This window comes from Bradyrhizobium sp. th-b2, assembly GCF_000426785.1.
Classification (GTDB): domain Bacteria; phylum Pseudomonadota; class Alphaproteobacteria; order Rhizobiales; family Xanthobacteraceae; genus Bradyrhizobium; species Bradyrhizobium septentrionale.
In genome coordinates, this window is record NZ_KE384571.1 from 64,677 (window position 1) to 78,970 (window position 14,294).

At 63.7% G+C, this 14,294-nt stretch carries 11 protein-coding genes; 8 read left to right on the forward strand and 3 right to left on the reverse strand.

What is annotated here, in order from left to right:
• The first annotated feature begins 47 nt into the window (after positions 1–47).
• The 8 genes from K359_RS0150120 (at position 48) to K359_RS0150155 (ending at position 11,100) form a co-directional block, all read left to right on the forward strand.
• Positions 48–1,220 carry an acetyl-CoA C-acetyltransferase gene (locus K359_RS0150120; protein WP_029085604.1) on the forward strand — a complete coding sequence of 391 codons (1,173 nt, stop codon included), beginning with the start codon at positions 48–50 and terminating at the stop codon, positions 1,218–1,220.
• Positions 1,221–1,285: 65 nt separating this feature from the next.
• Positions 1,286–2,011: an acetoacetyl-CoA reductase gene (gene phbB / locus K359_RS0150125; RefSeq protein WP_029085605.1), complete on the forward strand. Its 726-nt coding sequence runs from the start codon at positions 1,286–1,288 to the stop codon at positions 2,009–2,011.
• A gap of 140 nt (positions 2,012–2,151) precedes the next feature.
• Entirely contained in the window at positions 2,152–4,428 is a 2,277-nt protein-coding gene (locus tag K359_RS0150130) for an NADP-dependent malic enzyme (protein WP_029085606.1), read from the forward strand.
• A 49-nt stretch (positions 4,429–4,477) separates the two neighbouring features.
• On the forward strand, positions 4,478–5,800 hold the full coding sequence (locus tag K359_RS0150135) for an NAD(P)/FAD-dependent oxidoreductase (RefSeq protein WP_029085607.1): 1,323 nt from the start codon (positions 4,478–4,480) through the stop codon (positions 5,798–5,800).
• Between the two features lie 26 nt (positions 5,801–5,826).
• Entirely contained in the window at positions 5,827–5,976 is a 150-nt protein-coding gene (locus K359_RS0150140) for a hypothetical protein (protein WP_156929185.1), read from the forward strand.
• Positions 5,969–7,867, forward strand: coding sequence for an ATP-binding protein (locus K359_RS0150145; protein WP_029085609.1), 1,899 nt, complete (start codon positions 5,969–5,971; stop codon positions 7,865–7,867). The genes K359_RS0150140 and K359_RS0150145 overlap by 8 nt, the downstream gene beginning before the upstream one ends.
• Positions 7,857–9,230, forward strand: coding sequence for a sigma-54 dependent transcriptional regulator (locus tag K359_RS0150150; protein WP_029085610.1), 1,374 nt, complete (start codon positions 7,857–7,859; stop codon positions 9,228–9,230). The genes K359_RS0150145 and K359_RS0150150 overlap by 11 nt, the downstream gene beginning before the upstream one ends.
• A 151-nt stretch (positions 9,231–9,381) precedes the next feature.
• Positions 9,382–11,100 carry an alpha/beta hydrolase gene (locus K359_RS0150155; protein ID WP_029085611.1) on the forward strand — a complete coding sequence of 573 codons (1,719 nt, stop codon included), beginning with the start codon at positions 9,382–9,384 and terminating at the stop codon, positions 11,098–11,100.
• A 64-nt stretch (positions 11,101–11,164) separates the two neighbouring features.
• Here the strand turns inward: K359_RS0150155 and K359_RS0150160 are convergent, their stop codons facing one another.
• From K359_RS0150160 to K359_RS0150170, 3 genes are all read right to left on the reverse strand, one after another.
• Positions 11,165–11,983, reverse strand: a complete 819-nt coding sequence (locus K359_RS0150160) for a MetQ/NlpA family ABC transporter substrate-binding protein (protein WP_029085612.1) — start codon at positions 11,981–11,983, stop codon at positions 11,165–11,167.
• An 80-nt stretch (positions 11,984–12,063) separates the two neighbouring features.
• Positions 12,064–13,404 (reverse strand): LLM class flavin-dependent oxidoreductase, encoded by a 1,341-nt coding sequence (locus tag K359_RS0150165; protein WP_029085613.1) that lies wholly within the window; start codon positions 13,402–13,404, stop codon positions 12,064–12,066.
• Between the two features lie 27 nt (positions 13,405–13,431).
• Complete coding sequence (locus tag K359_RS0150170) at positions 13,432–14,256, reverse strand: class I SAM-dependent methyltransferase (RefSeq protein WP_029085614.1); 825 nt, start codon at positions 14,254–14,256, stop codon at positions 13,432–13,434.
• Positions 14,257–14,294: the final 38 nt, after the last annotated feature.

Here is a 14,294-nt window from a genome sequence, read left to right on the forward strand (position 1 = left end):
CCGACGATCACCGCCAGTTCATCAGAAGTATATCAGGGGAGTTGGTCATGACGGACGTGGTTGTTGTTTCCGCGGCGCGGACACCGGTAGGCTCATTCAATGGAGCGTTCGGGACGATACCTGCTCACGAACTCGGGGCGATCGCGATCAAGGGCGCCCTCGAACGTGCCAAGGTGTCGTCTGAAGACGTCGACGAGGTCATCCTGGGCCAGGTGCTGTCCGGCGGTGAGGGCCAGAATCCGGCGCGGCAGGCCGCGATGGCAGCCGGCATTCCGCAGGAGAAGACGGCGTGGGGCATGAACCAGCTCTGCGGCTCGGGCCTGCGGTCGGTGGCGCTTGGCCTGCAGCAGATCGCCAATGGCGACGCCAGGATCATCGTTGCCGGCGGCATGGAGTCGATGTCGATGGCGCCGCATCTGTCGCATATGCGCGGCGGCACCAAGATGGGCGACGTCAAGTTCGTCGACTCCATGTTGAAGGATGGCCTGCTCGATGCCTTCCACGGCTACCACATGGGAGTCACGGCGGAGAACATCGCCGCCAGATGGCAGATCACCCGCGAGGAGCAGGATGCGTTCGCGACCGGCTCGCAGAACAAGGCCGAGGATGCGCAGAAGGGTGGCCGGTTCAAGGACGAGATCGTTCCGGTCACGGTCAAGACCCGGAAGGGCGACGTCGTCGTCGACCAGGACGAATATATCCGCGCGGGCACGACGCTGGACGCGCTTGCAAAGCTGAAGCCCGCCTTCAACAAGGAAGGCACGGTGACCGCCGGCAACGCTTCTGGTCTCAACGACGGCGCGGCCGCGCTGGTGTTGATGAGCGCCGATGAAGCGACGAAGCGCGGCCTGACGCCGCTCGCGAAGATCGTCTCGTGGGCCACTGCCGGCGTCGATCCGGCGGTGATGGGCTCGGGGCCAATTCCGGCATCGCGCAAGGCGCTGGAAAAGGCCGGCTGGAAGGTCAAGGACCTCGATCTTGTCGAAGCCAACGAAGCCTTTGCAGCGCAGGCCATCGCGGTCAACAAGGACATGGGCTGGGATCCGTCGATCGTGAACGTGAACGGTGGTGCCATCGCCATCGGCCACCCGATCGGCGCGTCCGGCGCGCGCGTGCTGACGACGCTGCTGTTCGAGATGCAAAAGCGTGGCGCGAAAAAGGGTCTCGCCACGCTGTGCATCGGCGGCGGCATGGGCGTCGCCCTGACGGTCGAGCGCTGAGCGAGGCCGGGCTCACCCCAACAAGGGCCGGGCGGGTGCAAATCAATCAAGATCGGGAGGCAATCATGTCCAGAGTTGCAGTGGTAACCGGTGGAACGCGCGGTATCGGCGAGGCGATCTCGATCGCCCTCAAGGCGGCCGGATACAAGGTGGCGGCGAGCTATGCCGGCAATGACGAAGCGGCCGCGAAGTTCAAGAGCGAGACCGGCATCGCCGTCTACAAATGGGATGTCTCGAACTACGAGGCGTGCGTCGCCGGCCTGAAGCAGGTCGAGGCCGATCTCGGGCCGGTGGAGGTGCTGGTTAACAATGCCGGCATCACCAAGGATGGCATGTTCCACAAGATGACGGCGGAGCAATGGTACGCGGTCATCAACACCAATTTGAACTCGCTGTTCAACATGACGCGGCCGGTGTGGGACGGCATGCGCGAGCGGAAGTTCGGCCGGGTGATCTGCATCTCCTCGATCAACGGCCAGAAGGGCCAGATGGGCCAGGTCAACTACTCCGCCGCCAAGGCGGGTGACATCGGATTCGTGAAGGCGCTGGCCCAGGAAGGCGCGCGCGCCGGCATCACGGTCAACGCGATCTGTCCCGGCTATATCGCCACCGAGATGGTCAAGGCGATCAACCCGGAGATCGTGGCCAAGAATATCCTGCCTCAGATTCCGGTCGGCCGCTTGGGTGAACCGCACGAGATCGCGCGCGCGGTGCTGTTCCTGGCGTCCGACGATGCCGGCTTCATCACGGGCTCGACGATCTCGGCGAATGGCGGTCAGCACGTGGTCTGAACTGTTCCGGCAACGGTCCGCGGCGGTGGCGGCACGTGCGTTCAAGGCGCGCCTGCCTCGGGTCGGCCGAGGGCGAAAATGACAGCGAGGGACAAGCCCATGGCGGCCCCTCGAACCAAGACATCAAGCCGAGGAATACGATGGACCAGGATCTGAAGGAAGCCGCCCTCGAATATCATCGCCTGCCGACGCCGGGAAAGATTTCCGTGGTGCCGACCAAGGCGATGGCCACCCAGCGCGATCTGGCGCTGGCGTATTCACCCGGTGTGGCGGAGCCTTGCCTAGTCATCGCCAAGGACCCGCTACAGGCCGATGTGCTGACGGCACGCAGCAATCTCGTCGCCGTCATCACCAACGGCACCGCGGTGCTCGGCCTCGGCAATATCGGCGCGCTGGCCGGCAAACCGGTCATGGAAGGCAAGGCGTGCCTGTTCAAGAAGTTCGCCGGAATCGATGTCTTCGATATTGAGCTCGCCGAGGAAGACCCCGACGCGCTGATCGAGACGATCGCCAGGATGGAGCCGACCTTCGGCGGCATCAACCTGGAGGACATCAAGGCGCCGGAATGCTTCTACATCGAGAAGAAACTCCGCGAGCGGATGAAGATCCCGGTGTTCCACGACGATCAGCACGGCACCGCGATCATCGCTGCCGCGGCGATCCTCAATGGACTGAAGCTGGTCAAGAAGGACATCGCGGACGTCAAGCTGGTCTGCTCCGGCGCCGGCGCCGCGGCGCTTGCCTGCCTCGATCTGATCGTGAGCCTCGGATTGCGCCGCGAGCGGATCATCGTGACCGATGCCAAGGGTGTCGTGTATGCCGGCCGCGTGGAAAGCATGGACGACAACAAGGCGCGCTATGCCGTGAAAACGGACGCGCGCAAGTTGGACGACATCATCGCGGACGCGGACATCTTCCTCGGCCTGTCGGCCGGCAAGGTGCTGACGCCTGACATGGTTGAGAAGATGGCCCGCGATCCCTTGATCTTCGCGATGGCCAATCCGATTCCCGAGATCATGCCGGAGGACGCGCTGGCGGTTCGTCCCGATGCGATCATCGGCACCGGGCGTTCGGACTACCCCAACCAGATCAACAATGTGCTTTGCTTCCCGTTCATCTTCCGCGGCGCGCTCGACTGCGGCGCGACCACCATCAATGAGGAAATGAAGCTTGCGACTGTCCGCGCGCTCGCGGACCTCGCCATGACGGAGGTTCCGGAAGTCGTTGCCGCCGCCTACAAGGGCGAGGGCCTTCGCTTCGGCCGCGATTACCTCATTCCCAAGCCGTTCGACCCGCGCCTGATCGAGATGATCGCGCCGGCGGTGGCGAGGGCCGCGGCTGACAGCGGCGTCGCCCGACGTCCGATTGCCGATATGGATGCCTATCGCCAGCAGCTGGGCCGGTTCGTCTATCAATCCGGCAACGCGATGCAGCCGGTCTTTTCCGTGGCCAAGGGAGCCGGGAAATCCCTCGTTCTGGCCGAGGGCGAGGATGAGCGCGTGCTGCGCGCGGCGCAGGTCATCGTCGACGAGGGGATAGCCAGGCCGCTCCTGCTTGGCCGGCCGGCGACGATCGACGATCGGATCGCGGCGTTCGGGCTCCGGCTCAAGCCCGGCACCGACTGCGAGATCATCGATCCGCACGATGCCGGGGTCTATTCCAAATGCGCGGATGTCTACCATACGCGCAGAAAGCGCGATGGCGTGTCGGCCGCGCTGGCGCTTTCGGAGACGCGGAGCAACGCGACCGTGCTCGCGTCGATCCTGCTCGAACGTGGCATCGGCGATGCGATGCTGTGCGGTGTGATCGGACGGACCGCGGATCATCTGGCTGCCATCCGCAACGTGATCGGAACGCGGGAGAACGTGCGGACACTTGCAGTGATGCAGATGCTCATTCTCCCGCAGCATCAGCTTTTCATTTGCGATACCCACTGCAATCTCAACCCGACCGCCGAGCAGGTTGCCGACATCGCCTTGCTGGCGGCGAAGGAGGTCAAGCGCTTCGGCATCACGCCGAGGGTGGCGCTGCTGTCGCATTCGAGTTTCGGGAGCTCGGCGGTGCCGGAAGCGCACAAGATGCGGGAGGCGCGTGCGATCTTTCGCGAGCGATCGCCCGATCTGGCCGTGGAGGGCGAGATGCGCGGCGATGCGGCGCTTTCGCAGTCTGTGCTCGATCATGAATTTCTCGATTCCGGCTTCGTCGGTCCGGCCAACGTGCTGGTGATGCCCAATCTGGACGCCGCCAACATCTCCTACAATCTGTTGCGGATGGCCGCGGGGCAGGGGCTGACGGTCGGCGGGATTTTGCTCGGCGCGGCAAAGCCGGCGCATATTCTCACGCCATCATCCACTGTCCGCCGCATCGTGAACATGGCTGCAGTCGCCGTCGCGGATGCGGTTTCCGAGCGAACCTGACCGGAAAGACGGGATGGGCGGACTGTGAACGCGATCGGTCGAGGCCATCATGAGTGAGGTGCAATCGGGAAAGCGGCGGGTCGTGATCGTCGGCGGCGGCGCGGGCGGACTGGAACTCGCGACCCGGCTCGGCGACAAATACGGCCGCAAGGGAAAGCTCGACGTTACGCTGATCGAGCGCAACCGCACCCATGTCTGGAAGCCGAAGCTGCACGAGATCGCGGCCGGCAGCATGGATATCGCCGCCCATGAGGTCGACTATCTCGCGCAATCCTACTGGCACGGCTTTCGCTACCGGATCGGCGAGATGATCGGGATCGACCGGGAGCGGCGCCAGGTGCAGGTGGCGCCGTATCTCGATGCCGAAGGTCGCGAGGTGACGCCGAAGCGGAGCTTCGACTATGACGTCCTCGTCATCGCCGTCGGCAGCCAGAACAATGACTTTGGCACGCCTGGTGTCGTGGATCACGCGATCAAGCTCGAATCGCAGGTCGATGCGAAGCGCTTCCACGAACGCATGGTCAATGCGTGCATCCGCGCCCACGCCCAATCGTCGCCTCTCGGGGAGCACCAGTTGAAGGTCGCAATCATCGGCGCAGGCGCGACCGGAGTCGAGCTTGCGGCGGAGCTGCACCGGACGACGCGGGAGGTGGTGGCCTATGGCCTCGATCAGGTCGATCCGCACAAGGACATCAGGATCACGCTGATTGAAGCCGCGGACCGGGTGCTTCCCGCGCTGCCGGAACGGGTTTCGCAAGAGACGGAGAAACTGCTCGTCAGGCTTGGCGTCGATCTCTTGGTCGGCGCCAAGGTCTCCGAGGTCGGTTGCGACCATGTCAGCCTGACCGACGGGCGGACGATTCCTGCCGAGCTGATCGTGTGGGCTGCCGGAGTCAAGGCGCCGGATTTCCTGAAGGATATTGCCGGCCTCGAAACCAACCGCATCAATCAGCTGGTGGTGCGGCCGACCCTGCAGAGCACGCGCGACGACAACATCTTCGCGATCGGCGACTGTTCGGCCTGCTCATGGGGCGAACGGGGCAATGTGCCACCGCGCGCTCAGGCGGCGCATCAGCAGGCCTCGCACCTCTATTCCCAGATCCCGCGGCTTCTGCAGGGCGAGGCGCTCAAGGATTATCGTTACCGGGACTTCGGGTCGCTGGTGTCGCTCGGCGAATTCAGCACGGTCGGCTCGATGATGGGCGCGCTGGTGGGTGGCAGCCTTGTCTTCGAGGGGATGTTCGCCCGGATGATGTACCTGTCGCTGTACAAGATGCACGAATACGCCCTGCACGGTCCGGCGAAGGTCGCGCTCGACACGCTGGCCCGCCTGATCACCCGGCGGACCGAGCCGCACGTCAAGCTGCATTGATTGGGGTCGCGGAGGAGATCGATGTCGTGATCGACCAGCTCACCGTTTTGCAGACCGCCGGCGGTCCTGCCACGCTCAAGGTCATCCTGATCGGGATGTGCGTGACCTTGCCGGTCAACACCGGATTTTCCTGTCGCGTATTCCGGGGCAAGACCATAGAGTTGGCCCATGCGTGAGTGGTCGTCCGCAGTGGCCGGCGCTCCCCGCTTTGTGCTGGTTCACAAGATGACGGAGCTTCCATCCCTGGTGAACATCAAGGGGCCTCCCAAAGTCGGTTTGGTGATCCCCATTTCCACGCGGTGGCTGGTTCGCGGCGCGCTTGCTCTTGCGCTGGTCGCCGCGGCATCGTGGCTCGGATATGCGATCACGTTTCGCCGCGGGCTCGACCATTTGCACGCCGCGGCGCAACAGCGGTTGGCGGTCGAGGCCGCCAGGCTCGACGGTTATCTTTCGAGATTCGAATACCTGCCGTCCCTGCTGGAGACGTCACCCAGTGTATTCCGGCTGCTCGAGGCCCCCAACGATCCCGCACTGCAACAGACCGTCAGCCTTTATCTGAAGTCGATCAACCTGCTTGCAGGAGCCGACAACCTCTATGTCCTGGGCGTCTCCGGTGCGACGCTGGCCGCGGCCGATTTCGACCAGCCCGGGACACCCTTCGGCGAAAACCTGTCGTATCGCCCTTATGTGAGCGAAGCACTCGCGAGCGGCCGCGGGGCATTCTTCGGTATCGGTATCACCACGGCGCGCGCCGGCTACTATCTGTCCTATGCGCTGAAGCAGGGCGGCACGACGAAAGGGGTCGCCACCGTCAAGGTCAATCTGGACTCGTTCGAGCGTGCGTGGCGCAACACCGAAAACGACATCCTTCTGGTCGACGAGCGCAAAGTGACGATCCTTGCCTCGCGCGACGAGTGGCGCTACCGCCCGATGGCACCGCTGTCGGTTCAGACCCGCGATGACATTGCACGGTCCAAACCCTACGGAAACCACGACCTGGCGCCGCTCGGATGGACCTTCGCCGCCCAGTCCGAGAACGATGCCGCACAGATCACCACGCAGAACGGAACCGCCTACACGGTCAGCGAGCTTCCGATCAACCGCGGCTTGTGGAACCTGGTCCTTCTCGATGACGAGGCGCCCACACGGCGGATCGCACTCATCATCGGGGGCATATCGGGTCTCGTCGCGGTCGTTGCGCTGCTGGCGCTCGGCCTTGTCGAGCAACGCCGGAGAGAGATCAAGCACCGGTTGGCCAGCCAGGCCGCGTTGCAGACGGCCAACGACATGCTCGAAACGAGGGTGCAGGAGCGCACCGCCGAATTGCGGGCAGCGCAAGATGAACTCGTTCACGCCGGCAAGCTGGCCGCGCTCGGCCAGATGTCGGCCGGCATCGTGCACGAACTGAACCAGCCGCTGGCTGCGCTGCAGACTGCTGCCGACAATGCGGTCCTGCTGGTCGACCGTGGTTCGATCGGCGATGCTCGCGGAAATCTCACCCGAATTGGCGAACTGGTACGCCGGCTCGGACGTCTGACCAGCCAATTGCGGGTTTTCGCATACAAGTCGAGCAGCCCGCTTGGTGCGGTCTCCGTCGAACAGGCCGTCGCCGAGGCGCTCAAGATACTCGCCGGGCGAGTCAAGGACGGCGGGGTCGCCGTCGCGACCGATATCGACGCGAAGCTGGCCGTCGTCGCCGATCAAACGCGATTGGAGCAGCTGTTGTGCAACATCGTGGCCAATGCGCTGGATGCGGTGGAGAACGTCGAACAGAAGTCGATCCTGATCCGGGCGAGCAGGGAGGAGGCGCAGACCGCGCGCTGCCGCATCGCGATCAGCAACAGCGGGCCCGCGATCGCGTCCGACGTCCTGCAGCGCATGTTCGAACCATTCGTGACGACCAAGCCCGCCGGCAAGGGACTGGGCCTCGGCCTGATGCTCTCCAACCACATCGCGCGCTCTTTCGGCGGCGAACTGCGTGCGCGAAACCTGATGCCTGATGGTGCCGAGTTTGTCGTGATCCTTCCATTGGCTGAGATAGCAGAGGCGGCTTCGCATGGGCGATGACCAATCGATCGGCGTGATCTATGTCGAGGACGACGACGACGTACGGATCGGTGGCGTCCAGGCGCTCGAGCTCGCAGGATTTTCCGTTTCCGGATTTGCCTCGGTCGAGACCGCCAACGGATCCGTTCGTGCCGACATGCCCTTCGTCGTGGTCTGCGATGTACGCCTGCGCGGGCGGAGCGGCCTGGAATGGCTGTCCGATCTGCGCCGACTGGACCAGGATCTGCCGGTGATCCTGATCACCGGTCACGGCGATATCTCAATGGCCGTGCAGGCGATGCGGACCGGCGCCTACGACTTCATCGAGAAGCCGTGCTCCTCGGAGCTGCTGATCTCGGTGGTGCGCCGGGCGGCGGAAAAGCGGCGGCTGACCCTGGAGGTTCGTTCGCTGCGATCGGCCCTGGCGGATCGCCAGGGAATCGAGGCGAGCCTGCAGGGCCGATCGCCGCAGATCCAGGAAGTGCGCCGGCTCGTCTCCACCCTGGCTACGACCAATGTCGACGTCACGATCTATGGTGAAACCGGAACCGGCAAGGACGTGGTCGCGCGCTGCCTGCACAATCACAGCGGCCGCCGCGGCGGCAACTATGTCGCGGTGAATTGCGGTGGCCTTCCGGAATCGCTGGTCGAGAGCGAGCTGTTCGGCCACGAGGTGGGCGCGTTCACCGGTGCCACCCGGCAACGGATCGGAAAGATCGAATATGCCAATGGCGGGACGCTGTTCCTCGACGAAATCGAGAGCATGCCGCTGAGTGTCCAGGTCAAGTTGCTAAGGTCGCTGCAGGACAGATCCATCGAGCGCGTCGGAACCAACAAGCCGATCTCTGTGGATTGCCGGGTCGTGGCCGCGAGCAAGGCGAATTTGTTCGAACTGAGCGAAAAGCGGCTGTTTCGTGCCGATCTCTACTATCGCCTCGGCGTCGCATTCATCGAGCTGCCGCCGCTACGCGAGCGGCGCGAGGATATCCCGCTGCTGTTCGAGCATTTCACCCTAGACGCGGCGCGGCGGTTCGAGCGCGATGCGCCGATCCTGGACGAGCAGACCATGTCGCATTTGCTGGCCTATTCATGGCCGGGCAATGTGCGGGAGCTTCGCAACGTCGCCGATCGTTTCGTGCTTGGTGTGCTCGACCGCAAGACGATCAATAAGGCGGGCTTCGGGACGTCGGATATGTCATTGCCGCGGCAACTGGAGAACATCGAGCGATCGATGATCGAGGACGCGCTGCGCCGCAAGCAAGGCGACGTCCAGGCGACCGCCGCGCTTCTGAGCATCCCGAAGCAGACACTGTACGACAAGATCAAGCGCCTCTCCGTCAGCGTCGACGGGATCAGGGAGGGCGCTGTCCGCTCCGGGTCCTGAGACTGCGGCGCGGCGGGACCGGCTGAAATCGGTCACGCGCAAGCGCCCGGAAACATAATAGGCTCTCGGTGCATCCGAGGGCAAAGGGCGCCAGCTAGAAGCTGCCCGAAATCGGAAGCGAACCAGTCAATCTTGCCTAGCGAGGGACGTCATGAATCGGCCATTCAACATGCCCGACGAATTTGTCGAGGGTTTCATGAAAGCGGGGGAAAGCCTGTGGCGGTCGCTCGGGTGGGCGACGAACGTCGATCGCGAGGGGGCGAACCTCGGCTCAACCCTGAATTCGTCGGAACGCTTCGCCGAATTGCAGGCGGATCACCTCAAGCGCCTGTACCAGCTCACCGAGCACATCATCAGATCGGCATCCGGGGTGCCGAGCGAAGGGGGCATCGAGCCTGCGCGGGGCGATCGGAGGTTCAACGCCGAGGAATGGCGGGACAACGCGGCCTATAGCGTTTTGAAGCAATGCTATTTGCTGAACGCGCGCTATTGCGTCGACTTCGTTGAAGCGCTCGAGCTCGATGAGAAGGAGAAGCATCGCCTGCGCTTCTTCACGCGCCAGCTTGTCGAGGCGATGAGCCCGACCAATTTCATCGCCACCAATCCTGACGTCATCAAGCTTGCGACGGATAGCGAAGGTCAGAGCCTCAAGGCCGGCCTCGAGAACCTGATGACCGATCTGGGCAGAGGCAGCCTGACGATTACCGACGAGGAGGCTTTCGAGGTCGGAAAGGACGTCGCCACGTCAAGGGGCGCGGTCGTCTTCGAGAACGAGCTTTTTCAGCTTATTCAATATGAACCGGCGACCGAGCAGGTGACGGCACGGCCGCTGCTAATCGTGCCGCCCTGCATCAACAAGTTCTACATTCTCGACCTGCAGCCGGCCAATTCCTTCGTCCGCTTTGCGGTCGAGCATGGCCTGACCGTTTTCATGGTCTCCTGGCGCAATCCGGATGCCTCATGCGGGCACTTTGCCTGGGACGATTATGTCGAACAGGGCGCCATGCGCGCGATCGAGGTCACTCGCTCGATCTCCGGTGCCGACAAGGTCAACGTCGTCGGCTGGTGCGTCGGGGGAACCATCGTGTCATCCGCGCTGGCGATCCTGCGGACGCGGGGTGATGAGTCTGTCGCCTGCGTAACGTTGCTGACGACGATGCTCGACTTCCGCGAGCCGGGGGACCTCGGCGTGTTCGTGGACGAGGAGAGTACGCGACAGCGGGAGCAGACCATCGGCAACGGCGGCATCTACCGCGGCTCAGAGCTCGGGTTTGTGTTCCAGACCCTGCGGTCGAAGGAGCTGATCTGGCCGAACGTGATCAACAACTATCTGAAGGGAAAATCGCCTGAGCGTTTCGATCTTCTGTTCTGGAACGCCGACGTGACCAACCTGCCGGGGCCGATGTATTGCTGGTACATCCGCAACATGTACCTGGAGAACAACCTTCGGGAGCCGAACCGCCTGACGATGTGCGATACGCCAATCGATCTCGGGCGGGTCGACCTGCCTGCCTATGTCCTGGCGACCGTTGAGGATCACATCGTGCCATGGCGATCGGCCTATCGCACCACGGGCCTGTTCAGCGGCAACACCCGCTTTGTGCTGGGCGCGAGCGGGCATATTGCCGGCGTGATCAACCCCGCCTCGAAGAACAAGCGAAGCTATTGGCTGTCGGACGAGCGATGCGACGACCCGGCGGCTTGGCTGGCGGGCGCGGCCGAAAAGCCGGGCAGTTGGTGGAACGACTGGATCGCCTGGCTCAAGCCGTGGGCTGAAGACCAGGTGCCCGCCCGCCCGCAACTCGGCAGCAATCTCTATCCTCCAGGGGAATCCGCGCCGGGCCGATACGTGAAGGCGAAAGCGAACTGACAGCTATGGCGGGCCGTCCGAGCGACGCGTTGGATGATTTGCGGCGCTCCGGGCGGTTCGGCCATCACTTCAGATAGTCCGGCAAGGCAAACCCGTCATAGAAGCGGTCGGAAAGGATAGCGGTCTTGAAGGTCTGCGATTTATAGCCGGCAACGATGTCCTGTGCCCACGCGGCATCGGCATTGGCCTTCTTGACGGCAACCACATTGACGTAGGGCGTCGTCATCTTTTCCAGCGCGAACGCATTGGTCAGCTTCAATCCGCTGTAGATCGCGAAATTGCCCTGGATCGCGGCGAAGTCGACGTCGTCGAGCGCGCGCGGCGCCTGGGCTGCTTCCAGCGGCACGATCTTGATGCCGCCGGGGTTCTTGATGACGTCGAGCTCGCTGACGTCGACCGGCTTTGAGTCGCGGATCTCGACGAGTCCGAGGTCGCGCAGGATCCACAATGCGCGCTGCAGATTGACGGGGTCGTTGGGCACCGCGATCGTCGAGCCCGGCCTGATCGGCGTGCCCGGCGGGTGCTTCTTGGAATAGAGCCCCATCGGGGGCGTCGGCACGTGGACGATTCCGACGAGATCGGTGCTCTGCCGCTCGTTATAGGAGTTCAGGAAGATCGTGTGCTGCATCACGTTGGCATCGATCTCGCCCTTGAACACCGCGTTGTTGGCCTCGAGTCCGGTCGAGAACTCGACATATTTGACGCGATAGCCCTTGTTCTGCAGCTCCGGCGCCACGCCGACCTTGAACTCGTCGATATAGGGGCCCGGGACGAAACCGACTTTCAATTCGGGCTTGGCAGGCGTCTCTGCGCGCACAGTGGCGCCGACAACGGCGCCAAGAAGCAGGAAAGCGGAAAGCCAGGAGAAACGCGCAGTCTGCATGGTCGTTATTACATCCTTGATGAGAGCCGCGCGGCGGCATTTGCCGCGGAAGGCCGAACGATCTGGGGAATGTGAGGCGATCAGGCGATCGCCTGAATCGAGCCGGAAAAGGCGCTCGGCGGCCGGTTCAGACCGTAATGATCGCGCAAGGTCGTGCCGGCGTAGTCGTCGCGGAACAGGCCGCGCTTGCGCAGGATCGGAACGACCTGCTCGGCAAACACGTCGAATCCACCGGGCAGCCAGGGCGGCATGACGTTGAAGCCGTCGGCGGCGCCGTTCTCGAACCAGGTCTGGATATTGTCGGCGATCTTCTCCGGCGGACCGGCAATCACCCAATGGCCGCGGGCACCGGCGAGGCGCTGGACCAGCTGGCGGATCGTCGGCTTCTCGCGATCGACGATATCGACCACGAGCTTGAAACGGCTGGCCACGCCGCGCGCACCGTCGGTGTCGATCAGATGGCGCGGGAACGGACCGTCGAGATCGAAACCGGAGAGGTCGAGCCCGATCATCTGGCGCAGCTGGGTCAGCGAATATTCCGGCTGGATCAGTTCATTGAACTCGTCCTGCAGCCGATCTGCCTCGGCCTGCGTGCTGGCGATGAACGGGCTGATGCCCGGCAGGACCTTGACCTGATCGGGGCTGCGGTCGAAGACGCGCGCCTGACGCTTGATGTCGGCGTAGAATTCCTGGGCGCTCGCCAGCGTCTGATGCGCGGTGAAGATCGCTTCCGCAAAGCGCGCGGCAAAGGCGCGGCCGTCGTCCGACGAGCCCGCCTGGACGTAGACCGGCCGTCCCTGCGGCGTCCGCGAGATGTTGAGCGGCCCGCGAACCCGAAAATGCTTCCCGAAATGGTCGATCGCGTGGATCTTGCCGGTATCGGCAAACACCCCGGAGACGGGATCGTTGATCAGCGCGTCGTCTTCCCAGCTGTCCCAGAGATGGGTGACGACGTCGAGATATTCCCGCGCCCGCTCATAGCGTTCGTGATGCGGCGGATGCTCCGGCAGGCCGAAATTCTGCGCCGCCTGCGCCGTGCTTGTCGTCACGATGTTCCAGCCGGCGCGGCCGCCGCTGAGATGATCGAGCGAGGCGAACAGGCGGGCAAGGTTGTAAGGCTCGCTATAAGTCGTTGACGCGGTCGCGATCAGGCCGATCCGCTTGGTGGCGACCGCGATTGCGGCGAGCCAGGTGATCGGCTCGAAGCGGAAGCGCTGCGCGTAGCGGACATTGTCGGCCAGGGCCGGTCCGTCGGCAAAGAAGATCGCGTCGAATTTGTGCGCTTCGGCCTTCTGCGCCAGCTCCTGATAAAAGGTGACGTCGAGGATGCGGTTCGCGGCGGAGCCCTTGTAGCGCCACGCCGCCTCGTGATGGCCGCCCGGATAGATGAAGAGATTGAGAGAGAGCCGTCGATCGCTCATGCCTGAAACTCGGGAATGTTGGTGGTGTCAGTTGCCAGCCGGCGCCTTGCGCGCAAACGCGAAACGCAAATAACGCTCCAGGATCAGCCCCTCCGGCGTTCGTTTGGTTTCGACCAGGCGGGCAAAGGCGCTGCGGACCTGTTCACGTTCGGTCGGTGAGAATGCCTCCAGAAAGTTGCCGAAGGCGCTGGCTTCCGACCAGCGGAGCAGCGAATTTGCATCTGCATGGACGTCGGTCAGCGCGCGCAACTCGCTGCGGTAATCGGCGAAGCCGCCGGCGACAAACAGCGGCCTGAGCTCGTCATCGGTCAGGCCAAGCACCGGGTTGGAATCCTCGCGATGATCGGCGAGCCCTGCCTCGGCGATGGCCTGGCGCAGCAGTGCGCGGGACTGATGCGGACGCGACGGGTCCTGCACGTTCAGCCCAAGCCGGCCCCCCGGCTTCAGCACCCGGTGGATCTCCCGCAAGGCGCCGCCCTTGTCGGCGATCCAATGGAACACGCTGTTGAGATAGACCGCATCGAACTGGCGGTCATCGAAGCGCGAGAGGTCCTCGGCCCGGCCGGTGTGGAATTGCAGATTGTCCGACTGGCGAAGCCGCGCGATCTCGATGCGGCCGGCGAGCGGATCGATGCCGATCACCTGACCGTTCGGTCCGACGAGATCTGCCACGAATTCGGCGAGGCGGCCGGTGCCGGTCCCGATGTCGAGGACATGCTCGCCGGATTTGATCGCCAACGGTCCGATCAGGAACTTGCCGTGACGGAACTGGACCAGCCCGGCTTCATCGTAGGAGCGAGCCAGCTCCGGAGTATCGTGTTCGAGGCTGATGGCGCCACTCGTTTGCGGCATGTCCGATGATCCATGATTGCGGCGCTGTGCGCGCTTCG